At 70.6% G+C, this 23,332-nt stretch carries 27 protein-coding genes and 1 pseudogene; 23 read left to right on the forward strand and 5 right to left on the reverse strand.

Annotation, left to right across the window (positions count from 1 at the left end; translation table 11 throughout):
• The first annotated feature begins 48 nt into the window (after positions 1 to 48).
• The 6 genes from A3862_RS00585 (at position 49) to A3862_RS00610 (ending at position 4,728) form a co-directional block, all read left to right on the forward strand.
• Complete coding sequence (locus A3862_RS00585; protein ID WP_050735102.1) at positions 49 to 339, forward strand: copper-binding protein; 291 nt, start codon at positions 49 to 51, stop codon at positions 337 to 339.
• Positions 340 to 414: 75 nt separating this feature from the next.
• Positions 415 to 1,125 (forward strand): copper-binding protein, encoded by a 711-nt coding sequence (locus A3862_RS00590; protein WP_050735101.1) that lies wholly within the window; start codon positions 415 to 417, stop codon positions 1,123 to 1,125.
• The gene (locus A3862_RS00595; protein WP_050735100.1) at positions 1,125 to 1,835 is read left to right on the forward strand and encodes a transglycosylase SLT domain-containing protein; all 711 of its coding nucleotides are present in this window, start codon (positions 1,125 to 1,127) and stop codon (positions 1,833 to 1,835) included. The genes A3862_RS00590 and A3862_RS00595 overlap by 1 nt, the downstream gene beginning before the upstream one ends.
• Before the next feature lie 121 nt (positions 1,836 to 1,956).
• A complete protein-coding gene (locus A3862_RS00600) occupies positions 1,957 to 2,754 on the forward strand; it encodes a GNAT family N-acetyltransferase (protein WP_050735099.1) in 798 nt (265 codons plus the stop codon).
• 66 nt (positions 2,755 to 2,820) lie between these two features.
• The gene (locus tag A3862_RS00605) at positions 2,821 to 4,125 is read left to right on the forward strand and encodes a hypothetical protein (RefSeq protein ID WP_007563965.1); all 1,305 of its coding nucleotides are present in this window, start codon (positions 2,821 to 2,823) and stop codon (positions 4,123 to 4,125) included.
• 372 nt (positions 4,126 to 4,497) lie between these two features.
• Complete coding sequence (locus A3862_RS00610) at positions 4,498 to 4,728, forward strand: MerR family transcriptional regulator (RefSeq protein WP_230364969.1); 231 nt, start codon at positions 4,498 to 4,500, stop codon at positions 4,726 to 4,728.
• A gap of 129 nt (positions 4,729 to 4,857) precedes the next feature.
• On the opposite strand, the gene A3862_RS00615 is transcribed toward A3862_RS00610, so the two are convergent.
• Together A3862_RS00615 and A3862_RS00620 are read right to left on the reverse strand one after the other, a co-directional pair.
• Positions 4,858 to 5,082: a GDCCVxC domain-containing (seleno)protein gene (locus tag A3862_RS00615; RefSeq protein ID WP_007563961.1), complete on the reverse strand. Its 225-nt coding sequence runs from the start codon at positions 5,080 to 5,082 to the stop codon at positions 4,858 to 4,860.
• Entirely contained in the window at positions 5,082 to 5,504 is a 423-nt protein-coding gene (locus A3862_RS00620; RefSeq protein WP_007563959.1) for a hypothetical protein, read from the reverse strand. Before A3862_RS00620 ends, A3862_RS00615 begins: the two co-directional genes overlap by 1 nt.
• A gap of 69 nt (positions 5,505 to 5,573) precedes the next feature.
• On the opposite strand from A3862_RS00620, the gene A3862_RS00625 reads away from it, so the two are divergent.
• Complete coding sequence (locus tag A3862_RS00625) at positions 5,574 to 5,999, forward strand: MerR family transcriptional regulator (RefSeq protein WP_007563956.1); 426 nt, start codon at positions 5,574 to 5,576, stop codon at positions 5,997 to 5,999.
• A gap of 145 nt (positions 6,000 to 6,144) precedes the next feature.
• Here the strand turns inward: A3862_RS00625 and A3862_RS00630 are convergent, their stop codons facing one another.
• Positions 6,145 to 6,651: a MerR family transcriptional regulator gene (locus A3862_RS00630; RefSeq protein WP_306308044.1), complete on the reverse strand. Its 507-nt coding sequence runs from the start codon at positions 6,649 to 6,651 to the stop codon at positions 6,145 to 6,147.
• Positions 6,652 to 6,757: 106 nt separating this feature from the next.
• Between A3862_RS00630 and A3862_RS00635 the strand changes: the two genes are divergently transcribed.
• The 6 genes and pseudogenes from A3862_RS00635 to A3862_RS00660 all read left to right on the forward strand — a co-directional run bounded on the left by A3862_RS00635 (position 6,758) and on the right by A3862_RS00660 (position 11,693).
• Entirely contained in the window at positions 6,758 to 7,513 is a 756-nt protein-coding gene (locus A3862_RS00635; RefSeq protein ID WP_050735098.1) for a cation transporter, read from the forward strand.
• 47 nt (positions 7,514 to 7,560) lie between these two features.
• Positions 7,561 to 8,546, forward strand: a pseudogene (locus tag A3862_RS00640) (cation diffusion facilitator family transporter).
• Between the two features lie 7 nt (positions 8,547 to 8,553).
• Entirely contained in the window at positions 8,554 to 9,240 is a 687-nt protein-coding gene (locus tag A3862_RS00645; protein ID WP_007563950.1) for a hypothetical protein, read from the forward strand.
• A gap of 12 nt (positions 9,241 to 9,252) precedes the next feature.
• Positions 9,253 to 9,999 carry a response regulator transcription factor gene (locus A3862_RS00650; RefSeq protein ID WP_007563949.1) on the forward strand — a complete coding sequence of 249 codons (747 nt, stop codon included), beginning with the start codon at positions 9,253 to 9,255 and terminating at the stop codon, positions 9,997 to 9,999.
• Complete coding sequence (locus A3862_RS00655; protein ID WP_007563947.1) at positions 9,996 to 11,330, forward strand: ATP-binding protein; 1,335 nt, start codon at positions 9,996 to 9,998, stop codon at positions 11,328 to 11,330. The genes A3862_RS00650 and A3862_RS00655 overlap by 4 nt, the downstream gene beginning before the upstream one ends.
• 99 nt (positions 11,331 to 11,429) lie before the next feature.
• Entirely contained in the window at positions 11,430 to 11,693 is a 264-nt protein-coding gene (locus A3862_RS00660; protein ID WP_007563945.1) for a hypothetical protein, read from the forward strand.
• A 213-nt stretch (positions 11,694 to 11,906) separates the two neighbouring features.
• Here A3862_RS00660 and A3862_RS00665 read toward each other — a convergent pair whose 3' ends face one another.
• Complete coding sequence (locus tag A3862_RS00665; protein WP_007563942.1) at positions 11,907 to 12,146, reverse strand: hypothetical protein; 240 nt, start codon at positions 12,144 to 12,146, stop codon at positions 11,907 to 11,909.
• Positions 12,147 to 12,318: 172 nt separating this feature from the next.
• On the reverse strand, positions 12,319 to 12,555 hold the full coding sequence (locus A3862_RS00670; protein ID WP_007563940.1) for a hypothetical protein: 237 nt from the start codon (positions 12,553 to 12,555) through the stop codon (positions 12,319 to 12,321).
• A gap of 230 nt (positions 12,556 to 12,785) precedes the next feature.
• Here A3862_RS00670 and A3862_RS00675 point away from each other — a divergent pair, with 230 nt between their 5' ends.
• The 10 genes from A3862_RS00675 (at position 12,786) to A3862_RS00720 (ending at position 23,320) form a co-directional block, all read left to right on the forward strand.
• Positions 12,786 to 13,157: a hypothetical protein gene (locus tag A3862_RS00675; protein WP_039902985.1), complete on the forward strand. Its 372-nt coding sequence runs from the start codon at positions 12,786 to 12,788 to the stop codon at positions 13,155 to 13,157.
• 120 nt (positions 13,158 to 13,277) lie between these two features.
• Positions 13,278 to 14,630, forward strand: a complete 1,353-nt coding sequence (locus A3862_RS00680) for an efflux RND transporter periplasmic adaptor subunit (protein WP_007563937.1) — start codon at positions 13,278 to 13,280, stop codon at positions 14,628 to 14,630.
• Positions 14,631 to 14,641: 11 nt separating this feature from the next.
• The gene (locus A3862_RS00685; protein ID WP_007563935.1) at positions 14,642 to 17,890 is read left to right on the forward strand and encodes an efflux RND transporter permease subunit; all 3,249 of its coding nucleotides are present in this window, start codon (positions 14,642 to 14,644) and stop codon (positions 17,888 to 17,890) included.
• Between the two features lie 5 nt (positions 17,891 to 17,895).
• Entirely contained in the window at positions 17,896 to 18,453 is a 558-nt protein-coding gene (locus A3862_RS00690; RefSeq protein WP_007563933.1) for a hypothetical protein, read from the forward strand.
• 40 nt (positions 18,454 to 18,493) lie between these two features.
• Positions 18,494 to 19,435, forward strand: a complete 942-nt coding sequence (locus A3862_RS00695) for a cation diffusion facilitator family transporter (protein ID WP_007563931.1) — start codon at positions 18,494 to 18,496, stop codon at positions 19,433 to 19,435.
• A 225-nt stretch (positions 19,436 to 19,660) separates the two neighbouring features.
• Entirely contained in the window at positions 19,661 to 19,939 is a 279-nt protein-coding gene (locus A3862_RS00700) for a hypothetical protein (RefSeq protein ID WP_124262910.1), read from the forward strand.
• A gap of 184 nt (positions 19,940 to 20,123) precedes the next feature.
• Positions 20,124 to 20,732: a permease of the major facilitator superfamily gene (locus tag A3862_RS00705; RefSeq protein ID WP_007563927.1), complete on the forward strand. Its 609-nt coding sequence runs from the start codon at positions 20,124 to 20,126 to the stop codon at positions 20,730 to 20,732.
• A gap of 131 nt (positions 20,733 to 20,863) precedes the next feature.
• Positions 20,864 to 21,301 (forward strand): EamA family transporter, encoded by a 438-nt coding sequence (locus A3862_RS00710; RefSeq protein ID WP_050733501.1) that lies wholly within the window; start codon positions 20,864 to 20,866, stop codon positions 21,299 to 21,301.
• 67 nt (positions 21,302 to 21,368) lie between these two features.
• The gene (locus tag A3862_RS00715) at positions 21,369 to 22,028 is read left to right on the forward strand and encodes a response regulator transcription factor (RefSeq protein WP_050733500.1); all 660 of its coding nucleotides are present in this window, start codon (positions 21,369 to 21,371) and stop codon (positions 22,026 to 22,028) included.
• On the forward strand, positions 22,025 to 23,320 hold the full coding sequence (locus A3862_RS00720; protein ID WP_007563921.1) for a sensor histidine kinase: 1,296 nt from the start codon (positions 22,025 to 22,027) through the stop codon (positions 23,318 to 23,320). Before A3862_RS00715 ends, A3862_RS00720 begins: the two co-directional genes overlap by 4 nt.
• The last annotated feature ends 12 nt before the right edge of the window (positions 23,321 to 23,332 follow it).

Below are 23,332 nucleotides of genomic sequence, written 5' to 3' on the forward strand. Positions count from 1 at the left end.
CTCAACGGCGCCGGCGTGGCGGTTCAATCGACCTGAGGAGAAGAAACCATGAGAAGCAAGTTCCCGCTCGCCGTCCTTTCGGCGGCCTTCCTGGCGGTCGCGGCGCCTGCATGGGCGCAGTCCGTGAAGGGGACGGTGACGAAGGTAGACCCGGCCGCGGGCAAGGTCACGCTCGACCACGCGGCGATCCCGAAGCTCGACATGGATGCGATGACGATGGCGTACCCCGTCAAGGATCCCGCGATGCTCAAGGATCTGAAGGCCGGCGACAAGGTCGATTTCGACGTCGCGGAGGCCGGCGGCGCGTACACCGTCACGAAGATCCAGAAGACGAAGTAGCGCCCTGGAGGGAAGCCCCGTGCGGCTTCCGCCCGGTCCCGCGCGAGGGCTTCGGAGCCCTGAGATGGAGCAACCATGCGACGCCTGATCCTGTCCACCGCGCTCGCGGCCGCGCTCGTCGCCCCGATCCCGCAGCACGCCGGCGCGCAGCCCGCCAAGGGCGCGCCCGCAGCCCTGGAGCGGGCGCGCGAAACGATGTCGAACCGTTTCCGGGACACGAAGCTGACCGGCGACCCGGACCGGGACTTCGCGGAGCTGCTGATCGCCAGCTACGAGGAGACGTTGTTCCTGGCCAAGACGCAGCTCGACTACGGCGGTGACCGGCAGCTGCGCGAGCTCGCGCAGAAGATCCAGGACGAGCAGCAGGCCAAGATCGACGCCCTGAAGCAGTGGCAGGTCCGCAGCCGCGAGGCCGGCTACCGGCCGCAGCCGAACCAGACGCCGTCGGGCGAGGGACCGTTGGACCGTCGAGCGAAGGGCGACCCGGCCCAGGGTCAGCCGGAAACGCCCCCCGCGGAGAAGGCGGCCCCGCAGCCGGCTCCGCAGGCGACGCCGTCGAACGCCCCGCTCGTCGCCGGAACCGTCAAGAAGGTCGACGACGCCGCGGGCAAGGTGACCCTCGACCACGAGACCATCCCGAACATCGGGATGGACGCGATGACGATGGCCTACAAGGTCCAGGACCCGGCCATGCTCAAGGGCCTGAGGCCCGGCGAGCGGGTGCGGTTCTCGGCCGACCGCGTGAACGGTTCGATCGCCGTCACCCGCATCCAGAAAGCCAAGTAGTGGGATACGGCCGGAACGTCCCACGCCCGGCGGCACCTCGCGCCCTGGGCGTCCTCCTCGGCCTCGCCGCCGTTGCCGGCGCCGGGGCGGCCGCGGCGGAGGGCACCGCGGGACCATCCGCGACGGCCACGGCCCCCGGGAACGCCAAGGCCCGCGGTCGCACCGCCTATGGCGAACTCCTCATGCGGGAGGCGACGGCACGCGGGGTCCCGCCCGCGCTCGCCGAGGCGGTCGCGTTCGTCGAGAGCGGCTACGACGCCGGGGCGGTCGGAACGGTCGGCGAACTCGGGTTGATGCAGGTCCGGCCGGCCACGGCGGCGATGCTCGGTCATCGCGGGCCGGCCGCGGAACTTCTCGACCCTGCCACGAACATCCGCTTCGGCGTCGCCTACCTCGCACGGGCCTGGAGCCTCGCGGGCGGCGATGTCTGCCGTGCCCTGGCCAAGTATCGTGCCGGCCACGGCGAGGAGCGCATGACGCCGCACTCCGTCGATCACTGCCGGCGCGCCCACGACCGGCTGGCCGCCATGGGGTCGCCGCTCGCGGCGGTCGCGGCGACGGCCGGTCCCGGCATCCCGCGGACATCCGCATCGAAAACCCGCGCGGCGCCGACGGCCGTCATGTTCCTCGCGAACCGGTTCTGGGCCGCGCACGTCGCGCGCGTCCGGGCCGTCGAGATCCGGACCGCCCGGATCATGGAGGGCGGCTGATGCGGCCCGAATGGGCGGCGCTCCCGCCGCTCCCCTGGGTGCGCCGGAAGGCGCCGGTCACCCGTGCGCGTCGACGCATGGCCGCCCTGGTGCGCCGGCGGCGAATGGAGGGAGGCTCGGCATGACGTTCAAGCCTTACCCGCACGCGCGCGGCGACGGCTCCCTCGGCGATGGCTTGGCGATGCTGCGCGCCAGGGTGGCCCGGCGCATCGCCCTGGGCCCCTACTCCAGGCGGGTCTCGATAGGTTTTGGGCGGAACCTGTCGGTCGCCATCGAACCGCCGGTCGCCAAAATCCCGGTGCGATTGCGCGACTTCCGGCCGGACGACCTCGCGGCCCTCTTCCCCTCCGGCGGCGACGAGGCGGCGAAACGCGAACGCGATGACGTCGAGTGGCGATTGCGTGCCGCCGCGCACGGCGTCCTGCCGAGCCGCTGCTACGTGCTCGAAGAGGTCAGGTCGGGCCGCCCGTGCCACGTCCAGTGGCTCACCGACCCGGGTTACGGCGACGCGGTCCGTCGGTCCGGGGCCCTGCCGGTTCTGGCAGCCGACGAGGCCATGCTGGAGAACGCCTTCACGCCGAAGGGCTTCCGCGGCCTGGGCGCCATGGCCGCCGCCGTGTACCTGATCGCCGAACGCGCCCGGTCACTGGGCAAGGGACACTTGGTGGCCTTCGTCGACGCCGACAACGCCGCCTCCCTCAAGGCGGTCGAACGGGCGGGCTTCAGACCCTGTTCGATCCGCACGAGACGCCAGTTCGCCTTCGGGACGTTCCGAACCGTCCGATTCGAACCGCGGGCGGGGGCCGTGGGTCGCGGCGCGCGCGCCACGCCGCGGGACGAGGGCTACGGCGCTCACCCAGGGGACGGCATCCAGTCGGAGGTGGACGCACGAGAGGCGGAGCCGCCGGATGCCGACTGAGCCCATCAATCACGCCGGGCCGCGAAGCGCGCCCTCCCCTCCCGGACATTCGGACCGATCCGCCCCGTGACGGCAATCGAAGCCATCCACGCCCTCGCCCACAGGCTCACGGGCCTCGACTACCCACACGGCCACTGGTGGATCGTCGCCGATGCCCTCCTCGTCTTCGTCGTGGCGCCTGTGTGGACCGCGTGGCTCGTCGGCCGCGCCGCGCTGCGCCGCCGTCGGCGGACGGCGGATGCTGTCGCCGCGGCGGGAGCCACCGATGCCCTGCGGGACGCCCCGTCCCGTGGCCGTCGGCATCGCGGCTTCGCGCTCCGGCCGGGACGGCGCCTGGAGGCATACGTCCTGGGTGCCACGGCGGGCATCCAGGTCCGCTTGGTCTTCCTGTCTCTCGCCACGCTGCCGGCCGCCTGGCTGACCCTTGAGATACCCAAGCACATCGTCAACCACACGCTCGACGACGCGCGGGGCGACGGGCATCCCGGCATGACGTTCCTGGGACTCCCCCTCGGCCGCACGGAACTCCTGTTCGCGCTGTGCGCCGGCTACCTCGCCGTCCTCACCGTGAACGGCCTCCTGAAGTACGCGGCGAACCGGGTCCGCGGACGCGTCAACGAGCGGGTCGTGCGACGCCTGCGCCTGGCCGTCCTGCGGCGCGTGCGGACGGAGCGCTCGGTCGAACGCCGCACGACGCTCTCCGCCGTGGCGGTCCAGGAAGTCGAGCCCATCGGCTACTTCGGCGGCAGCCTCGTCGCGGTCCCCATCGTGCAGGGGGGCGTGCTGGTCACGAGCGTCGCCTTCCTCCTGCTCCAGGACGTCGCCCTTGCCTTCGCCGCGCTGATCATGCTGCCGGTGCAGCTTACGGTCCTGCCGCGCCTCCAAAGGCGTCTGAACGCGAAGGTCCGGCAGCGCGTCCTCGCCACGCGGACGCTGGGCGCCCTCGTCACCACGCCCGAGGTCGCCGGGCGTCCGGGCCTCGCCCCTTCCGCGGCGGAGCGCGATGCATCCGCCTCGTCGTTGCGGCGCCACATGGCGCACGTCGAGGAGCTTGAGCGGCTCCGCGTCGCCATCAACGACATGAAGGGCGGCATCAAGAGCCTGTACAATTACACGTCCAACCTCACGCCGTTCTTCTTCTTCCTGATCGGCGGCTATCTCGTCGTGCAAGGCCGCCTCACGCTCGGCGCCCTGGTGGCGGCGCTCGCGGCCTACAAGGAGATCGCGCCCGCCCTCAGGGAGCTGTTCGATTTCGCCCAGGATTGGTCGGACGCGGCGGCGCGCTTCGCCGAGGTCACGCGGGCCGTCGACCTTCCGGCTGCCGTTCAGCCAGGCATCACGAGGTCGGTTTCGGCACGGGAGGCGGCCTAGCCGACGGGCGCCCAACCTGTGCCGTTCCCCGACCGCGGCCTCCCCCCGCTCCGCCTCCCGGGGCCCGCACCATACGAGGTCCTGGCGCGGCCGCCCCCGGTAGCGAAGGCGACCGCGGCCCTCGGGGCTCCACCGTCGGTGCTTCCGGCCACGGCGACGTCGCGTGCCCTAAGGCCGTCCGGCGCGGCTCGGCCGGCGGCGATGCGAGCACGCTCCGGATCACACCGGCGTTCGAGCCGAGCGAAGCGGTCGCGGGGCCGGGTCGGTCGCGGCGTCCAGACTCATCCGGGTGCGCCGACGTGCCTCGACGGAACTAGGAGTGGGGCGATGAGGATCGGGGAGGTGGCACGCGCCTGCGGGATCTCGCCCAAGATGATCCGCTACTACGTGCGGACGGGCCTGATCCCGACACCGACCCGGTCGGTGTCGGGCCTTCGGGTTTACGCCGAGGACGAGGTGCGCAGGCTGCGGTTCGTGCACGCGCGGCATCCGTCGATAGTCGCGCCGCCGCTGGCTGCCATGGGGCGCGCGTGCGCCACGTTCACAATCCTACGATTCTGGGCAGGTTTCTGGCTGCTGCGCCGGCAGTGTTTTTGTCCTTAGCGCGCCAGACTGGGACGCTTTGCATCAGGCGACCCGCACGGCGTTCGGATGGGTTTGCGCAAGCCGACCTCGGTTTTGGCGCAGCGCCACTCACCGGGTGGGCGTGATGGAGCTAAACAGTATGGCTGCTCAGCCCTTGCAGCAGCTCGCCGGTTCATTTCGTTCCTGAGCTTCCTGGATCGGCGGGCACGGGACATCGCCGTACGAGCAGAATACACAGCAATCGCCCTTCTTCGGGCGGAGCAGAGTGCCGCAGCCAGGGCATTCGTAGAAGAACTGGCAGGCGTCGGTCGGCATCGTTTCCGAAGCCCGGTGCCCACAATGCGGACAGGTCAGGATCGAGATCAGCTTCATCAGGCTGTCCGCAGCATCTTGATCAGGGCGGGCTCAAAGTAGCTCCCGGCCGCAGCGGCGGCGATGAACAGCGTGGCGAGGCTGAGAAGCACCAGGGGGGCGGATGACCGACGCGGAGCTGGGCATGATCCATCCGGCCCGCAAGCAGCCCGTCGCCGCCGCGCGTAGAAGAACCAGCCGGCGATGACCGCCAGGACGCTGACGAGCATCAGCGGCGTGCGAAGAGAGGCGAGCACGCCGAGGACCGTGAAGACCCCAGCACCGATCCCGAGGCCGCCCAAGACTATGGGCAGCACGCAGCACGACGAGGCCGCCAGGGCACCGAGCCCCGTGATGGCGCCGAGCGCAGCGATGCTGCCAACGCTGACCGCGGCCGGTTCGTGGACGGGTCGTTCGGCAGGCGGTGTCTGATCGAGGGTCATGTCTCGTATCCATCGTGATCCTCGGCTACCCTGCATCCTGTAGCCACTACAGGATCAAGGGCGATCTTCATGGGTACGGCTAAGGGGGCGCGAAGCGGGGCCCTGACCATCGGTCAATTGTCGCTGCGGACCGGCGTCAACATCGAGAACATCCGGTACTTCGAGAAGGTCGGCCTACTCCCTTCGCCCCCGCGCACCGAGGGTGGCCATCGGTCCTACGGCGTCGAGCACGAGCGCACCCTGGCCTTCATCCGTCGCGGACGCGAACTTGGCTTCACGCCGAACGAGGTTCGGGCGCTGCTCGAACTGCGTCGGCCTGGTAAGGCAACCTGCCGCGAGGGACAGGGGATCGCGAGGCACCACCTTGACCGGGTGCGTGCGAAGATCGCGGACCTGTCAAGGCTCGAACGTCTCCTGGCCGAAACCATCGAGCAGTGCCCCGGTGGGGCGGCTCCTGGATGCCCGGTGCTCGATATGATCGACCCCGCCGAGTGAGCTTCGGAGCACCCATCCGACGCCTGCATCCTCGGTAGACCCAGAGGCCCCCACCGTCGGTCCGCTCCGGCCGCGAACCAGAGCGGTTACAGGAAGCGGTCCTGGCATTCGGTTGCTTCAAACCTCGAATGTTCGGAAGTCCCAATCACGGCTGAGCCCGGCCCTCCCGAAATATCATGTCGTCTTCCTGATCGAATGTCGACGACGATGCGCTCCGGGGCCGGGCTCCCTGCTTCGCTTCCGGCCTTGTGGGACGCCGGCTCCGGGTAGCGCGGTGGCCCTCATCCTCGCAGCAGGCATGGTCCGAGAGGACCTCGATGACACGGCACTCGCCGACCCGGCCTTGGCCGCACGCGTCGGTCATGCGGGCGAGCTCGCCCTTCAGGGCCATGAGCCGCTCGATGCGGCGCTCGACCTCGGCCATGTGACGCCGGGCGATCTTGTCGACCTCGGCGCAGGAGCGGTCGGGCTGGGCGGCCAGCGCCAGTAACTCACGGATGGCGTCCACCTCGAAGCCGAGCTCGCGCGCGTGGCGGATGAAGGCCAGGCGCTCGATGTCAGCCCGCCCATAGCGGCGGCGGCCGCCTTCCGTCCGCGGCGGCGGCGGCATCAAGTCGGCCGTCTCGTAGTAGCGGATGGTCGTGGCGAGCACGCCGGTACGCCGCGACAGCTCGCCTATCGACAGCTCCATTTTTCCGCTTGCTCCTCTAGTCGCTGGAGGAAGTAGGCAGTCGTCCACGACTTGGAAAGGAGGCGTCATGGCCAAGGAGTGCTGCGGCTCGACCGTTGGCTGTCAGGCATCGAGGGCGGAACGTGCGCATCCGGCGGCGCCGCCGCAGGTCGTCGCGGGGGGCGATTGCGGCACGGGGGATGCCTGCGGCTGCTCTGGGGGCGTGCCCGTCTTCGACGGGGTCGACCCGCGCTACAAGCGCGTGCTGTGGACGGTCATCGCCGTCAACGGCGCCATGTTCCTGACCGAGATGGCCGCCGGGCACCTTGCCGGCTCGCAGGCGCTCCAGGCCGACGCCCTCGACTTCCTGGGCGACACGGTCACCTACGGCCTGAGCCTCGCGGTCATCGGAGCGTCCCTCAGGGCTCGGGCCACGGCGGCGCTCGCCAAGGGGCTGTCCCTCAGCGTGATGGCAGTCTGGGTCTTTGGCTCGACTGCCTACCACGTCCTGGTGCTCGGGGTGCCCAAGGCCGAGGTCATGGGCGTCATCGGGCTGATGGCCCTGGCAGCCAACCTCGGCTCGGTACTGCTGCTGCGCCCCTACAAGGACGGCGACGCCAACGTGCGCTCGGTCTGGCTGTGCTCGCGCAACGACGCCATCGGCAACGTCGTGGTGATGGTGGCTGCGCTCGGTGTCTGGGGTTCCGCGTCGGCCTGGCCCGACCTCGCCGTCGCGGCGGTGATGGCCGGCATCTTCCTGACCTCGTCGGTGCAGATCCTGCGGCAGGCCTGGGCGGAGTATCGCGAAGGCGCCGTCACGACGCGAACCGCGGCGTCCGGATAAGGCGCGCACCGATCCGCGTACAGACCAAGACGGATACAGGGACGACCATGACATCACACGACGCACGCGCAGGACATGATCACGGATCGCATGACCACGACGGCGAGGCGGGTCACGACCATGCCGGGCATTCCCATGGGCCAGGGCACAGCCATGCCCCCGCAAGCTTCGGGACGGCATTCGCCATCGGCATCGCGCTCAACGTCGGCTTCGTGGCCGTCGAGGCGACCTACGGGGTCCTGGCGAACTCGGTGGCCCTGCTCGCCGATGCCGGCCACAACCTCTCGGACGTGCTCGGCCTCATCGTGGCCTGGATCGCGACGGTGCTGGCCAGGCGGGCCCCGAGCGCGCGGTTTACTATGGGATGAAGGCCTCGTCGATCCTGGCGGCCCTTTTCAACGCCGTGTTCCTGCTGGTCGCCGTCGGCGCCATCGCGTGGGAGGCGATCCAGAGGTTCGGTGAGCCCGTCCCGGTCGCAGGCAAGACCGTGATGGTCGTGGCCGCAATCGGCATCCTGGTGAACGGCATCACCGCGTGGCTGTTCGCCTCCGGGGCCAAGGGCGACATCAACATCCGCGGGGCGTTCCTGCACATGGCGGCCGACGCCGCCGTCTCGGCCGGGGTGGTCATCGCCGGCCTCGTCATCCTCTACACCGGATGGACGTGGCTCGATCCGGTGGTGAGCCTCGCCATCGTGGCCGTCATCGTCTGGAGCACGTGGGGGCTCCTGCGAGACAGTCTTACGCTGTCCCTCGCCGCCGTCCCGCCGGGCATCGACCCGGTCGCCGTACGCCGCCACCTCGAAGGGCTGCCCGGCGTCGCGGCCCTGCACGACCTGCACATCTGGGCGATGAGCACCACGGACACCTGCCTCACGGCGCACCTCCTCATGCCCGGCGGCCGTCCCGACGACGCCTTCCTGATGGCGGCGGCCACCGGCATCAGGGAGCGGTTCGGCATCAGCCACACGACCCTCCAGGTGGAGACGAGCGAGGCCACCGCCTGCGCCCTGGCTCCGGACCACGTGGTCTGAGCGCGGCATGCAAGCCTGGTCCTATACCCTGATCCCCGCCGCGGCCGCCGTCGTCGGCGCGGCGGTGGCGGTCAACCTGCGGCCGGGCCCCGTCCTGGTCAGCGCCATCCAGCACTTCGCCGCGGGCGTCGTCTTCGCGGCGGCCGCGGGCGAGATCCTGCCCGACGTCAAGCATGCCGGATCGCCCTGGGCCATGCTGGTCGGGGGCGCGCTCGGCGTCGCCGCGATGCTCCTCGTCCGTATCCTGGAGAAGCGGGTGAAGGGGCCGGCCGGGCTGATGTCGGTCACCGGCATCGACATCCTGGTGGACGGCCTCGTCCTCGGCATCGCCTTCGCGGCCGGGGCGAAGGCCGGCATCCTGCTCACCGTCGCGCTGACCATCGAGGTGCTGTTCCTGGGACTAACCGTGGCGAACGAACTCGGCGAGGGCGGCGCGTCGAAGGGCAAGGTGGTCGGCCTGACGGCCGCCCTCGTGCTGCTGCTCCCGCTCGGAGCCCTGCTCGGCGGGCCCGTCGGCTCGCTGCCCGCCGCCGTCCAGGCCGGCTTCCTCTCCTTCGGCCTGATCGCCTTGCTGTACCTCGTGACCGAGGAACTCCTCATCGAGGCGCACGAGACCGAGGACCGCCCCTGGGTGACGGCGATGTTCTTCGCGGGCTTCCTGCTGCTGCTCCTGCTCGACGGGATGATCGGCTAGGCTGTATCCGGAATGCTTGCCGCGGGCGAAACCAGGTCCCTCCCGGACGAGGCCCACATCCTGCTCGTCGAGGACGACGACGGCATGCGCGTGCTCGTCGGCCGCATCCTGCGGGAGAGCGGCTTCCGGGTCACGGGCTGCCGCGGCGGCGCCGAGATGTGGTCGCTCCTGCCCGACACGCCGGTTGACCTCGTCCTCCTCGACGTCATGCTGCCGGGCGCGTCCGGGTTCGACCTGCTCAGGGCCCTGCGGGCGAAGGGCACCGTCCCGGTCATCATGCTGAGCGCCCGCAACGAGGAGGCGGACCGGGTGCTCGGCCTGGAACTGGGCGCCGACGACTACGTCGCCAAGCCGTTCGGGCGCCCAGAACTCCTCGCCCGGATCCGGGCGGTGCTCCGCCGGTCGGCGCTCGCGCCGGTGCCGAGCGCGGCGTCGCGGCCGGAATCCCTCGCCTTCGCCGGCTGGCGGCTCGACCTGCGCAGCCGCGCCCTGACCGATCCCGAAGGCGCCGCCGTCGACCTGTCGGGCGCCGAGCACGACCTGCTGCTGGTGTTCCTGGAACACCCGGGCCGGGTGCTCGGCCGCGAGCAGATCCTGGAGATGGGCCGCGGGCGCCTCTCCGCGCCGTCGGACCGCAGCGTCGACACCCTGGTCAGCCGGCTGCGGCGCAAGCTCGAACCGCCCGCGGGGACGGCCGCCGTCATCAAGACGGTGCGGGGCACCGGCTACATGCTGGCCGCCAAGGTCGAGCGGGCATGAGGGGCGTCCTCGGCCTCGCCCGCAGCCTGGAGGGGCGCACCGTCGTCGTCCTGCTCCTGGCCGTGCTCCTCGTCCATGGCGGCGCGCTGGCGATCTACCGCCTCTCGGCGGCGGCCGCCGCCGACGAGGCCTTCGCCACCGAGGTCGCCCGCCAACTCGTCATCGCGCGCGAGGCCGTGTCGCGGCGCCCGCCGGAGGAGCGGGCTGACGAGGCCGAGGCCCTCTCGTCGAACCATTTCGAGATCGGCTGGGACGCCCCAGCGCCGGCTCGCCCCCCGGGGGCGACCGATCCCGCGCTCCGGGACCTGCGCGACCGCCTCCTCGCCCTCGAACCGGTCCTCGGGGCGGGGCTCGCCCTGAACCTGGAGGCGCCGGACGAGCCGCTCCACCGGCAGGACCTGCGCGGGATCATCCCGCTTCCGGACGGGAGCGCGCTGACCTTCCGGTCCGCGCACGCCCCGAGCCTCGTCCCCGTCGCGCCCTGGGCCTCGCTCGCCACCGCCATGGCCATCCTCGTCGGGGTGGCCGCGGTCGTCCTGATGCATCGGATCGCCGGCCCCTTGCGGGAGCTGACCCGGGCCACCGGACGGATCGGCCACGGCGCCCCCGTCCGGGTTCCCGAGATTGGTCCCGACGAGACCCGAGGGATCGGCCGTGCCCTCAACGCGATGCAGGAGCGCATCCACCGGCTGGTCGGCGAGCGGACGCAGGCGCTCGCCGCCGTGTCCCACGACCTGCGAACGCCCATCACCCGGCTCCGCCTGCGCCTCGACCACGTCGAGGACCCGGCCGGGCGCCGCGCCATGGCCTCCGACCTCGACGACATGCAGGCGATGGTCGACGCGACGCTGGCCTACCTGGGGGGCGACGCCGACCCGGAGCCGCGGCAGGTCACCAACGTCGCGAGCATTTTGATGGGGGTCGCCGACGCCTCCGCGGATGCCGGCCGGGCGGTCGCATACGGAGGACCCGGCCGGGCCCTGGCGACGGTGCGCCCAGTCGCCTTCCGGCGGGCGCTGGAGAACCTCGTGGACAACGGCGTGCGCTACGGCGCGCGGGTGCGCATCGCCCTGGCGGCCGAAGAGACAGCGCTGGTCTTGCGCATCGACGACGACGGGCCCGGCATCCCGGCATGCGACGTCGCCTGCGCCTTCGAGCCCTTCACCCGCCTGGAGGGGTCGCGCAACCGAAACACCGGCGGGACCGGACTCGGCCTGACCATCGCGCGGCGGGCCGTGGAAGCGGAGGGAGGCACGCTCATCCTGACCACGAGGCCGGAGGGCGGATTGCGGGCCGAGATCCGCGTGCCCCGGGCTGGGCGCGGCGGCTGACACACTTCGTCACGAACGCGGCGTCCCGGAGACAAACGGCTTGGCTATCTCGAACTTCGAAGCGGCCGACGCGGTCGGCGCCGAACAGGAGACCGACAGATGAAGCGCACGCTCGCCGCCGTCCTCGCCGCCGGGATGCTGGCCGCGGCCACGGGGTCCGCCTTCGCCGTGGACAGCCACGGCAATGCCTCGAACCCCGAGCGCGCCGTCCCGAACACCGGTGGCGTGTCGGGCGGCCCGGCCCATCGCGACGACCCGCGCGTCAGCGAGGCCCGTGAGAAGCGGCCCGACGGCAAGCCGGCGCATTCGGACAACGACGGGCATGCCCACGGGCACAGCCACGACAAGCCCGGCAAGAAGTGAGCTCGCCGGGCAGGCCGCGGGGGCGGGAGGCGCGGACATGCGGATGCTGCCCCTGCTCGTCGTCTTCGCGCTCCTGGCCGCGGTGATCGGCTACGCGCTCGCCGAGCCTGCTCGGCACGTCGTTCACGATGCGCCGACCCCTCGCGCGTCGTGATGCGCCCGCACCGGCGCGAGCCGGTGCGGGCGACCTCTTCTCGACGCCAGGCGGCGACCTCAGTCGTCGAAGTCGTGATGGTGATGGTGCCGCTCGAACCGGCCCGGCCCGTAATCCTCGCGGCGCGGGTGATGGTGCCGGACCACGACGTCGTCATGGTTGCCGTGGCGGTAGACATCGACATGGTCGTGCGGCCGCCGCTCGCCGTAGCCGTAGCCGCGCTCGTAATACTGGGCCGAGGCCGCGGCCGGCGCGAGGAGGATGGCCGCCGCCATCAAGCCTGCTAGGTGCCGTCGCATCGCTGTCTCCTCCGGGGATTCCTATTGCGGCGGTTTGCGCGGCGGCCGTTGAACAGGTTCTGAGACCGTCGTTCAGGAAGCCGTCACCCCAGGTTCGCCGACGTCCTCGAAATGCGAGGGGCCGGGCCGGACGTCGCTGCCCCCGGCCCGGCCCCGTCGCGATGTCAGCCGCTCAGTGGCGGTGCTCTTCCACGACGGTCTTCTCGTGATGGTCGTCATGATGTTCGTGCACGACCGGCCGGTCGCGATGGTTCTCCTCGACGGTGGTGTGCGTATGGTCGACATCGCGGCGGTGGCCGTCGCCGTGAACCCCGACTCCGCCGGGGCCGACGTCCACGTGCTGGGCGAGCGCACCGACCGGCGCGAGGGCCAGGGCGGCCGCGGCGGCGGCGGCGAACATGATCTTCATCCAAGGATCTCCATGTTTCGCGGTCGGCCGGGAATGCGGCCCCCCGCGAAACCGTTCCCGGATTTTCCTCGCCCGGTATTCGTCTCGGCCGAGCGAGAAACGGCTTGGCCGCTTTCGCGTCGTGACCGCGGCTGACCTTGCATGGCGGCCACAAAATCTGTTCAGACCGGGTTCAAGAGGCCAGGACGATGCCTTGTCCGATCCGGGATAAATCGCGCATAAGGCCGGAGATGGGTTCAGGACGCGGGCATAGCCGCAGGTGGGCGGCACGGGGATGGTGGGCGTTCGCCGCACGCCTGCTCGCGCTCGCCCTCGCCCTGTCCCTCGTCGCGCCCGCCGCCGGCCTCGCCGCCGACGTCGCGTACCACGATGGCGGCGGCAGGCACGTCACGGAGATCGCGAGCATTGAGGCCGCGCCCGACACCGGCGCGACCGACCCCGGCATGGCCTGCCACCTCCATTGTGGCTGCCACCAGGCGGCACCCGCCGTGGCGGACTTCTCGGAGCCGGTCTTCGGGGTCGCCCGGCTGGCCTATGCGCATTTGAGCCAGACGGTTTCCTCCGTCTCGCCGGACCGCCTGCCGAGGCCCCCCCGCGCCTGAGGTGACGCCGCAGAGGCGCGTCCCGAACCCGGAGCCCGCGCTCCGGGCCACTCCTCACGCCACAGAAGCGGGACTGCCGCGTCCGTCCGAACGGCGCCCGATCCCGGCCGAGCAGGTCTCATGCGCATCCTCATCACCGCGGTCCTCGTGGCCGCCGGCATCGTCGTCGGCGCCGCCGTCCCCGCCATATCCGCGTTCGTCCGCGGCCTCCTGACATCGGCCGGGCTGCCGCCGGCCATCCTCACCTTCGCCGCCGGCCCGCCCCCTGGCGGGAAGGCGCCGAAGGATGAGGCCGACCATGCCGAAGGCGACGGCCACGACCACGGCAAGGCCGCCGCGCCGAAGGCCGAGGGAGCCCACGCTCACGGCGAGCACGAGCATTCCGAGGCGGAGGGCGAGGAAGGCCACGTCAAGATGACGGCCGAGCAGGTCGAGGGGCAGGACATCGGCGTCGCCAAGGCCGAGGGCGGGACGCTCTCGCGACACGTCCTGGTGCCCGGCACCATCACGCCCGATACCGACCGGATCGCCCGCGTCCCCGCCCGCGTCGTCGGCACGGTGTCCGAGATGCGCAAGCGCCTGGGCGACGACGTCAGGAAGGGCGAGGTGGTCGCCCTCCTCGACAGCCGGGAAGTCGCCGACGCCAAGAGCGAGTACCTCACCGCGATGGTCCAGTCCGACCTCCAGAAGATCAACTTCGAGCGCCAGCAGAAACTCTTGGCGTCGGCGGCGGCATCCCAGGCGGCGTTCGACAACGCCAAGGCCGTGTTCCAGGAGAACCAGCTGCGCGTCGACCTCGCCCGCCAGAAGCTCTCGGCGCTGGGCCTGAACGCCGCCGAGGTCGCCGCCGCGCAGAAACGCGACGAGGCGACGCCGAACGCCTCGACGCTGCGCCAGTACGAGCTGCGGGCGCCCATCGCCGGCCGCATCGTGGAGCGCAAGGTCGATGTCGGCACGGCGGTGGGCAAGGAGGGCGACCCTGCCGACGTCTACACCGTCGCCGACCTCTCGACCGTCTGGATCGAGCTCGCGGTCCCCACCTCCGACCTCGCCGAGGTCCGGGAGGGCGCGCGGGTCACCGTGAACCGCGGCGGCCGCAGCGAGCAGGGCAAGGTGGTGTTCGTCAGCCCGCTGCTGAACGCCGACACCCGGTCCGCCCGGGTCGTGGTCTCGCTGCCCAACAAGGACATGGCCTGGAGGCCCGGCACCTACGTCACCGCCGAGGTCGAGACCGCGACGGACCAAGTGCCGGTGCGGGTCGCCAAGTCGGCGCTCCAGACCGTCGAGGGCAAGCGCGTCGTCTTCGTGCGCACGGACGAGGGCTTCGAAAAGCGCGAGGTCGAGCTCGGGCGCTCCGACGACGACGGCTTCGAGGTCGTCTCGGGCCTCAAGCCCGGCGAGACCATCGCGGTGGCCAACACCTTCCTCCTCAAGGCCGAGCTCGGGAAGAGCGAAGCCGACCACGACCATTGAGGAAGCCCGACATGATCAGCCGCATCCTCGACTTCTCCGTGCACCAGCGCTGGCTGGTTCTGCTCCTGTCGCTGCTGGCCGCCGGCTTCGGCGGCTACTCGGTCACCAAGCTGCCGATAGACGCGGTGCCCGACATCACCAACAACCAGGTGCAGATCAACACGACGGCGCCGTCGCTCTCGCCCGTCGACATCGAGAAGCAGGTCACCTACCCGGTCGAGACCGCGCTCGCGGGCATCAAGGGGCTCGAATACACCCGCTCGCTCTCGCGCAACGGCTTCTCGCAGGTCACCGCGGTCTTCGCGGAGAAGCTCGACATCTACTTCGCCCGCCAGCAGGTCGCCGAGCGCCTCGCGCAGGTGAGGCGGGACCTGCCGCCCGGCACCGAGCCCAGCATGGGGCCGATCTCGACCGGGCTGGGCGAGATCTACATGTGGTCGATCCATTACGCGAAGCCCGGCGAGCGCACGGTCTCGAAGGCGGGCAAGCCCGGCTGGCAGCCCGATGGCAGCTACCTGACCCCCGAGGGCCAGCGCCTGAAGACCGAGCTGGAGCAGACCGCCTACCTGCGCACCGTCCAGGACTGGATCATCCGCCCCCTAGTCAAGACCGTGTCCGGCGTGGCCGGGGTCGACGGCATCGGCGGCTTCGAGAAGCAGTACCACGTCCAGCCCGACCCGACGCGGCTCGCGTCCCTCGACCTGTCCTTCTCGGACGTCGCCCGGGCGCTGGAGGCCAACAACGCCAACCAGGGCGCCCGCTACCTGGAGGACAACGGCGAGGGCTACGTCGTGCGCGCCGCCGGCCGCCTGGAGAGCATGGACGAGATCGGCGACGTGGTCGTCGCCACCCGGGGCGGCGTGCCGGTGCGGATCAAGGACATCGCCGAGGTCCGCATCGGGCGCGACCTGCGCACGGGCTCGGGCAGCGAGGACGGCCAGGAGGTCGTCGTCGGCACCGCCCTGATGCTGATCGGCGAGAACAGCCGCACGGTGGCTGCCGCGGTCGACGCGCGCATGGAACAGATCCGCAAGAGCCTGCCGCCCGGCGTCGAGGTCCAGACCGTCCTCGACCGGACCCGGCTCGTCGAGGCGACCGTGAAGACGGTGGTGAAGAACCTGTCCGAGGGCGCGGCTCTCGTCATCGTCATCCTGTTCCTGCTGCTCGGCAACATCCGGGCCGCCATCATCACGGCCCTGGTCATCCCGGTCGCCATGCTGATGACCATGACCGGCATGGTCGAGGCGAAGATCTCGGCCAACTTGATGAGCCTCGGCGCCCTCGATTTCGGGCTGATCGTCGACGGGGCGGTGATCATCACCGAGAACGCCCTGCGCCACCTCGCAGAGAAGCAGCAGGAGCTGGGCAGGGGGCTCGACACCGAGGAGCGCCTCCAGACGGTCCGCGCCTCAGCCGAGGAGATGATCAAGCCGTCGCTCTACGGGCAGGCGATCATCATCTTGGTCTACGTCCCGCTCCTGACCTTCACGGGGGTCGAGGGCAAGATGTTCGAGCCGATGGCGCTGACCGTGATCATCGCGCTCGTGGCGGCCTTCGTGCTGTCGCTGACCTTCGTGCCGGCGCTCATCGCCATCGTCATCACCGGCAAGGTCACGGAGAAGGACAACCTCATCATCCGGGCGCTCAAGGCCGCTTACCGCCCGGTGCTCGGCGCGGCGGTCCGGGCGCCGTTCGTCTTCGTCGGCGCGGCGCTCCTGCTGCTCGTCGGGGCGGGCATCCTGTTCACCCGCCTCGGGACCGAGTTCATCCCGCAGCTCGACGAGAAGAGCATCGCCCTCAACGCCACCCGAATCCCATCGACCTCCCTCACCCAGTCGCAGGCGATGCAGCTCAAGGTCGAGAAGGTGGTCTCGAAATTCCCGCAGGTGGCCTACGTCTTCTCGAAGACCGGCACCGCCGAGGTCGCCTCCGACCCGATGCCGCCGAACTCCTCAGACACCTTCGTCATCCTGAAACCCCAGGAGGAGTGGCCCGAGCCGAGCCTGTCCAAGGCCGAGTTGCAGGAGCAGATCGAGAAGGCGGTCGGGGCGCTCGCCGGCAACGTCTACGAGTTCTCCCAGCCGATCCAGCTGCGCTTCAACGAGCTGCTCGCCGGCACCCGGGGCGACCTCGCCGTGAAGGTGTTCGGCGACGAGTTCGAGCCGATGCTGAAGGCGGCCAACCAGGTCGCGGCGGTCCTGAAGGGCATCGACGGCGCCGAGGACGTCAAGGTCGAGCAGACGGCGGGCCTGCCGTTCCTGGAGATCAAGATCAACAAGGCCGAGGCGGCGCGCTACGGCCTGAGCACCGGGGCGATCCAGGAGGTCATCGGCGCGGCCATCGGGGGACGGGACGCCGGCGTCGTGTTCGAGGGCGACCGTCGCTTCCCCATCGTCGTGCGCCTGACCGACAAGGTCCGCGAGGACCGGGAGGCCCTGGAGAACATCCCGGTGCCGCTGCCGGCGGGCCCGAACGGCCGGGCGAGCTCGGTCCTGCTCAAGCAGGTGGCGAGCTTTTCGGTCACCGAGGGACCGAACCAGATCTCGCGCGAGAACGGCAAGCGGCGGGTCGTGGTCACGGCCAACGTGCGCGGGCGGGACATCGGCTCGCTCGTCGCGGAGGCGCAGGCGAAGGTTGGAAGCCAGGTGCAGCTGCCGCCAGGTTCCTACCTCACCTGGGGCGGGCAGTTCGAGAACCTCGCCTCGGCCAAGCGGCGGCTGATGGTGGTGGTACCGGTCTGCTTCTTCCTGATCTTCCTGTTGCTGTACTCGGCCCTGGGCTCGCCGCGGGACGCGCTGCTGGTGTTCAGCGCGGTGCCGCTTGCCCTCACCGGGGGCATCTTCGCGCTTTGGCTGCGCGGCATGCCGGTCTCGGTACCGGCGGCGGTCGGGTTCATCGCGCTCTCGGGCGTTGCGGTCCTCAACGGCCTCGTCATGCTGACCTTCATCAAGCAGCTCGTGGCGGAGGGCCGGCCGAAGCGCGAGGCCATCCTGGAGGGCGCCATGACCCGGTTGCGGCCGGTGGCGATGACGGCGCTGGTCGCCTCGCTCGGCTTCGTGCCCATGGCCATCGCCACCGAGACCGGCGCCGAGATCCAGCGGCCGCTCGCCACCGTGGTCATCGGTGGCCTGATCAGCGCCACCCTGCTGACCCTGATCGTGCTGCCGGCCCTGTACGCCCGGTTCGGCAAGGTTGTCGTCCCGAAGGTCGCGGAGCGGCCGCGGGAGCCGGGGCCACGACACCTCAAGGCGGCGGAGTAGACGAGATGCGACGCGTCCCAACCTGGTTGGCGGCTCCTTTCGCCTTCCTCGCGCTGACGGGTGCGGCTCCGGGCGCGGACGGAGGCGTCGGCGAGGCTCCGTTCGGCCTCGCGTGGGGGCCCGTCGCCGACGTGCCGCGCCCGCTCAAGGCCGACCGCGAGGCCAACCTGACCGCGCTGTACTACCCGCGTGGCTGGCGGCCGGCCGTCGGGTCGGCAACGGCCGAGGTCGTGCTGGTGGTCTGCCGCGAGGAGGGTCTGCAGGAGGTCGTCTGGGTGGGGCTCCCCCTGGCGGGCGAGGAACTCGCGCGCGTGCGCCGCGCCATCCACGACGAAGGGGTGCGCCGCTACGGCGAGCCGACACCGGGGCCATCGGCCGATTCCGAGCTCTGGCCCGGCGGTCGGGCTCTCCTGGCCAGCCGCGAGGCTCCGGACGGGCGGCACGAGCTCGTCATGGCGGCGTTCGGTCCCGGCTACGCGGCCTGCTCGGCCGCCCACCTCGCCGCGACCGGACACCCCGCCGGCGCGCACGTGGCCGAGCTCATCGGCTCCTCCGGCCCCTGAGGCGGCCGGTCCGGGACGGCAACGAAAGACTGGGAGCGACATGGGACACGGACACGCGCACGGCGGCGGCCACGGGCATTCGCACGGCGGCGGCATACCCGCGGGCTCGGCGGCGGGCAGGAACAAGGGGCGCCTAGCCTGGGCGCTCGCCCTGACGCTGACCTACATGGCCGCGGAGGTCGTCGGCGGCCTGCTCACCGGCAGCCTCGCGCTGCTGGCCGATGCCGCCCACATGGTCACGGATGCCGGCGGCCTCGCGCTGTCGCTGCTCGCCATCCACTACGCGGCCAAGGCGCCGTCGCCGGGCAAGAGCTTCGGCTACATGCGCTTCGAGATCCTGGCGGCCCTCGCCAACGCCGTCGTGCTGCTCGGGGTGACGGCCTACATCCTGTACGAGGCCTACCGGCGCTTCTTCGAGCCGACCGAGATCCTCGGCTGGCCGATGATGCTGGTCGCGTTCGTCGGCCTCGGGGTGAACCTCGCCAGCATGAGACTCCTCGCGGGCGGATCGTCGGAAAGCCTCAACGTCAAGGGCGCCTACTTCGAGGTCTTCTCCGACATGCTGGGTTCGGTCGGCGTCATCGCCGCGGCCCTCGTGGTGATGGCGACGGGCTGGCGATGGGTCGATCCGCTGGTCGGCGCCGGCATCGGCCTGTTCATCGTGCCGCGCACCTGGCGCCTGTTGAGCGAGGCGCTTCACATCCTGCTGGAGGGAACGCCTCTGGGTGTCGATCTTGCCGCGCTACGAACGGAGATCGAGGCGATGCCTGGCGTGCGGCGCGCCTACGACCTTCATGCCTGGACGCTGACCTCCGGCTTCGACGCGATGAGCGGCCACGTGGTCATGGACGACGTCGCCGCCGGACCCGACCTCATCCGCGCGGTCCGGCGTCTGGTGAAGGAGCGACACGGCATCGAGCACGTCACCGTCCAGGTCGAGGACGAGGCGCTTTCGGCCGAGGCCGCGCGCCTGCCCGTGTGACGGCGAGCATCCGGCATGAGCAAGAAATCGGCGCGGCTGCAGAGCGAGTGGGCGCCAAATCCTCGGCGCAAGCGACGGGTCAGGCCATACGTCCGCAAAGCCGCGGATCGAATGATGATAGCGATCTGTATCGGATTGCCTCTGGCCGTATTGTTTCTCCAATACTTCAAGCACCTCATGAAGTGATGCCTGAGTAATGATGCTTGACTATGCAAGGTGTTTTCAATGAATGATCTACAAACGCACCATTTTGCCGTGACGACAACGGCGATGCTTGCGGTTCTGAGAACATCGACCATCGCCATGATGACCCTTCTCATGCAAAAACTTTCAGCACCTGAACGGGAAGAGGTTTTCGCAGAGATCGCGGCGACAATCGGTGAGTTGCCCCCGGATTATTCCCAGGCAGGCCCCGTGGGGACCAAGTTCTACGAAGAGGTGGTGGCCGAGGCGCCGGCGCTCGCGAAGGCATTCGTCCAAGATTTGCGTAGATCTCTTGGTTGAAATCCGATGAGACCATTTATCAGTTATCGAGTGTTGGTGACGGAGAGCAGAGGTCCCGCGGACCTGACGCGCCTGTCGCCTTTTCTGTGCTCGGTGCCCGGCCCGTCACTGAGGCTTAGGCGTCTCCGTATCGAGTGCCAACTGGGCATGGCGGATCTTCCTGGCGACACCGCGCCTGCGCGGGTTGCTCGCCCTGAATTTCGCCGTCGCGGCGGCCGGCGCCATGGTCATCGTCAATACCGTGGTAATCGTCCAGGCCCTGCTCGGACGCCCCCAGCACGACGTCGCCCTTGCCCTTGGACCCTTCGGCGCGGGCTCGATGGCCGCCGCCCTGGTCCTACCGCGGGTCCTGGACCGCCTGTCCGACAGGGGTGTGATGCTGCCGTCCGCCGCCTTCCTCGGAGTCGTCCTCGTCGGGGTCGCTGCCCTGACCTGGTGCGGGGCCATCGGCTGGCCCGTACTGCTCGGGACCTGGCTCGTCCTTGGGATCGGCTACTCCGCCGCCCAGTTCGCGCTCTCGCACGCGTCGTGGCTCCTCACTTACCCGCTGGCGGGCTGCCTCGGCGCTGCCGTCGGGATGCCCGCGACCCTGGCGGCACTCGGCGCCCTGACCGTCGCGGGCGTCGCGGCGGCGGCCATGCTTTGGCCTGCATCCGACCCGGACGTCGTCGCACATGCCCACGCGGACCTCGACCCGTCCCACCCCCACGTGCGGGGGATCGGTCAGGGCCGGCACGAGCATGCTTTCGTCATCGACGACCTGCATCGGCAATGGCCGTCCAGGGCGAATTAGGAACCACACGGCGAGCGTTGGAACGGCGACGCTCAGGGGGGGGCGTCGGGTGCCGGACATCCCTCATCCGATGGTCTGTCGGGGGCCGTGAGGATTGCGTCGCGGCAGGTCCGCATCGAGGGGAACACGGCATGAGGACGTTGCTCGGATCCTGGCAGCTGTGGGCGCTGCTTTCTGCCGCCTTCGCGGCGTTGACCGCGATCTTCGCCAAGGTCGGCATCGAGAACGTCAATTCCGACTTCGCCACCTTCATCCGCACGGTCGTCATACTCTGCGCCCTCGGCGCCATCCTGGTCGGCACGGTCCAGTGGGTACCGGTCGGGTCGGTCTCGGCCAGGACCTACGTGTTCCTGGTGCTCTCGGGCCTCGCCACGGGCGGCTCATGGATCTGCTACTTCCGCGCCCTCAAGCTCGGCGAGGCCAGCCGCGTGGCCCCGGTCGACAAGCTCAGCGTCGTGCTGGTGGCCGTCTTCGGGGTCGTCTTCCTCGGCGAACGTCTATCTCCACCGAATTGGCTCGGCGTCGCCCTCATCGCCGCCGGGGCCGTGCTCGTCGCCTATCGAGGATGAAGCCGGCGGGAAGGGATGCGTCGCGGCGCAGTCCAGGGCGAGGGCTCGAAACCGGACGGACCGACCGATGCGCGTGCTGTTGATCGAGGACGACCGGATGATCGGCGAAGGGCTGTCGAACGGCCTCTCGGCCGAGGGCTATTCCGTCGATTGGGTCCGCGACGGCGGCGAGGCCGAGACGGCCCTGCTCAACGGCGGCCACGCGCTCGCGCTGCTCGACCTCGGCCTGCCGGGCGGGGACGGACTTCGGGTGCTTCGATCCGCCCGGGCGGCCGGGATCGACACGTCGGTGCTCATCATCACGGCGCGGGACGGCCTCGAAAGCCGCGTCGCAGGCCTCGACCTCGGGGCGGACGATTACCTGGTCAAGCCGTTCGAGATGCGCGAGCTGCTCGCCAGGATGCGGGCCATCCTGCGCCGTCGGGCCGGGCGGGCGAGCGCGCGGCTCGTGGCCGCCGAGACCGAACTCGACACGGAAAGCCACGTCCTGTCCCACGCCGGGACCGTCGCGGTCCTGTCGGCGCGCGAATACGCCCTCATGCACGCCCTGATGGAGCGACCGGGGCGCATCCTCTCTCGTGCGCAGATCGAGGAACGCATCTACGGGTGGGGCGAGGAGGTCGAGAGCAACGCGGTGGACGCCCTGATCCTCACGGTCCGTCGAAAGGTCGGCAAGGGCGTGATCCTGAATGTCCGCGGCGCAGGTTGGATGGTACCCAAGCCATGAGGGCCGCCTCCCTGCGCCGCACGACGCTCGTCTGGATGACCGCCCTGCTCGCCGGAATCGGCTTGGCCGCGATGGTCGCGGCCTATGCCCTCGCGCGGATCGAGGCGGCCGATTTCCTCGACGGGCAGTTGCGGCAAGTCGCCCTCAACGCCGGTCCCGGGCTAACGGACGCGGACGCGCCGCCCGCCGCCGACCAGGACCCGGAGGACCAACTCGCCGTCACCATCTGGAAGGACGGGCAGGTCCTGCGCGACGACCGCGGCGTCGACGTCCGCCACCCCGGCCGCACGGGATATGCGAACGTCGTCATGGGCGGCGAGCTCTGGCGCACATACACGACCGCCAACGGCACAACGACGGTCCGGGTCGCCCAGCGCGACGTCGTGAGGGCGGAGTTCGCACGCAATGCGGCGCTCGGTGCCGTGGCCCCCCTGCTGCTCCTCGTCCCGCTGTCGTGGATCGTCGTCGGCTGGGCGATGAACCGGGCGCTCGGGCGGCTCGACGGCTTGGTGCATGACCTCGCCGGGCGCGGCGCCGCCGCCCAAGGCCCCTTGCCGACGCGCGGCGTGCCGACGGAGGTGGCGCCCCTCGTCGAGGCCATGAACGGGCTCATCCTTCGCCTGCAGGCCGCTCTGGCCGCCCAGAAGCGGTTCGTCGCCGACGCGGCGCACGAACTGCGTACGCCGCTCGCCGCGATGCAGATCCAACTCGACTCCCTCGGCGGGCCTGCCGGTGGCGGGAGCGACGCGCGGCGTACGGCGCTGGCGGACGGCCTCCGGAGGGCGAACCGGCTGGTGGATCAACTGCTCCGTCTCGCCCGGCTCGACGACGGTGCCGAGGCGCGTCCTGCATCCGTCGACCTCGGCCAGCTCCTGCTCGACTGCGTCGCCGACCACGTCGTGCTCGCCGAGCGCAAGGACATCGACCTGGGCGTGCATATCGAGACACCCGCGACGCTTCACGCGTCGGAGGACGAGGTCCGCGTCCTGTTCGCCAACCTCGTCGACAACGCCCTGCGCTACACGCCGTCCGGAGGCCAGGTCGACGTCCGTCTGCTGAACCGGGACGGTGCGTGCGTCGTCACGGTTCGGGACACCGGCTGCGGGCTGCCGCCGGGAAGCGAGGGCCGCCTGTTCGACCGCTTCTTCCGGGCCGCGCCACCGGAAGTCGAAGGCACAGGGCTCGGGCTCGCCATCGCCCGCCGCATCGCGGAGCGCAACGACCTCGGCCTGACGGTCGAAAACCGACGTGACGGGCAGGGGACCCTCGCAACCGTCAGACTGCCGGCCTGAGGCCGAGCCTGC

Origin of the sequence: Methylobacterium sp. XJLW (assembly GCF_003254375.1) — a bacterium.
Lineage (GTDB): Bacteria > Pseudomonadota > Alphaproteobacteria > Rhizobiales > Beijerinckiaceae > Methylobacterium > Methylobacterium fujisawaense.

What these genes read in the sequence shown, in the direction of transcription:
- A3862_RS00585 (WP_050735102.1), top strand. Translation starts at nt 49, where the DNA reads ATGAGAAGCAAGTTCCCGCTCGCCGTCCTTTCGGCGGCCTTCCTGGCG.
- A3862_RS00590 (WP_050735101.1), top strand. Translation starts at nt 415, where the DNA reads ATGCGACGCCTGATCCTGTCCACCGCGCTCGCGGCCGCGCTCGTCGCC.
- A3862_RS00600 (WP_050735099.1), top strand. Translation starts at nt 1,957, where the DNA reads ATGACGTTCAAGCCTTACCCGCACGCGCGCGGCGACGGCTCCCTCGGC.
- A3862_RS00610 (WP_230364969.1), top strand. Translation starts at nt 4,498, where the DNA reads ATGATCCGCTACTACGTGCGGACGGGCCTGATCCCGACACCGACCCGG.
- A3862_RS00615 (WP_007563961.1), bottom strand. Translation starts at nt 5,082, where the DNA reads ATGAAGCTGATCTCGATCCTGACCTGTCCGCATTGTGGGCACCGGGCT.
- A3862_RS00620 (WP_007563959.1), bottom strand. Translation starts at nt 5,504, where the DNA reads ATGACCCTCGATCAGACACCGCCTGCCGAACGACCCGTCCACGAACCG.
- A3862_RS00625 (WP_007563956.1), top strand. Translation starts at nt 5,574, where the DNA reads ATGGGTACGGCTAAGGGGGCGCGAAGCGGGGCCCTGACCATCGGTCAA.
- A3862_RS00635 (WP_050735098.1), top strand. Translation starts at nt 6,758, where the DNA reads ATGGCCAAGGAGTGCTGCGGCTCGACCGTTGGCTGTCAGGCATCGAGG.
- A3862_RS00645 (WP_007563950.1), top strand. Translation starts at nt 8,554, where the DNA reads ATGCAAGCCTGGTCCTATACCCTGATCCCCGCCGCGGCCGCCGTCGTC.
- A3862_RS00650 (WP_007563949.1), top strand. Translation starts at nt 9,253, where the DNA reads ATGCTTGCCGCGGGCGAAACCAGGTCCCTCCCGGACGAGGCCCACATC.
- A3862_RS00655 (WP_007563947.1), top strand. Translation starts at nt 9,996, where the DNA reads ATGAGGGGCGTCCTCGGCCTCGCCCGCAGCCTGGAGGGGCGCACCGTC.
- A3862_RS00660 (WP_007563945.1), top strand. Translation starts at nt 11,430, where the DNA reads ATGAAGCGCACGCTCGCCGCCGTCCTCGCCGCCGGGATGCTGGCCGCG.
- A3862_RS00665 (WP_007563942.1), bottom strand. Translation starts at nt 12,146, where the DNA reads ATGCGACGGCACCTAGCAGGCTTGATGGCGGCGGCCATCCTCCTCGCG.
- A3862_RS00670 (WP_007563940.1), bottom strand. Translation starts at nt 12,555, where the DNA reads ATGAAGATCATGTTCGCCGCCGCCGCCGCGGCCGCCCTGGCCCTCGCG.
- A3862_RS00675 (WP_039902985.1), top strand. Translation starts at nt 12,786, where the DNA reads ATGGGTTCAGGACGCGGGCATAGCCGCAGGTGGGCGGCACGGGGATGG.
- A3862_RS00680 (WP_007563937.1), top strand. Translation starts at nt 13,278, where the DNA reads ATGCGCATCCTCATCACCGCGGTCCTCGTGGCCGCCGGCATCGTCGTC.
- A3862_RS00685 (WP_007563935.1), top strand. Translation starts at nt 14,642, where the DNA reads ATGATCAGCCGCATCCTCGACTTCTCCGTGCACCAGCGCTGGCTGGTT.
- A3862_RS00690 (WP_007563933.1), top strand. Translation starts at nt 17,896, where the DNA reads ATGCGACGCGTCCCAACCTGGTTGGCGGCTCCTTTCGCCTTCCTCGCG.
- A3862_RS00695 (WP_007563931.1), top strand. Translation starts at nt 18,494, where the DNA reads ATGGGACACGGACACGCGCACGGCGGCGGCCACGGGCATTCGCACGGC.
- A3862_RS00700 (WP_124262910.1), top strand. Translation starts at nt 19,661, where the DNA reads ATGAATGATCTACAAACGCACCATTTTGCCGTGACGACAACGGCGATG.
- A3862_RS00710 (WP_050733501.1), top strand. Translation starts at nt 20,864, where the DNA reads ATGAGGACGTTGCTCGGATCCTGGCAGCTGTGGGCGCTGCTTTCTGCC.
- A3862_RS00715 (WP_050733500.1), top strand. Translation starts at nt 21,369, where the DNA reads ATGCGCGTGCTGTTGATCGAGGACGACCGGATGATCGGCGAAGGGCTG.
- A3862_RS00720 (WP_007563921.1), top strand. Translation starts at nt 22,025, where the DNA reads ATGAGGGCCGCCTCCCTGCGCCGCACGACGCTCGTCTGGATGACCGCC.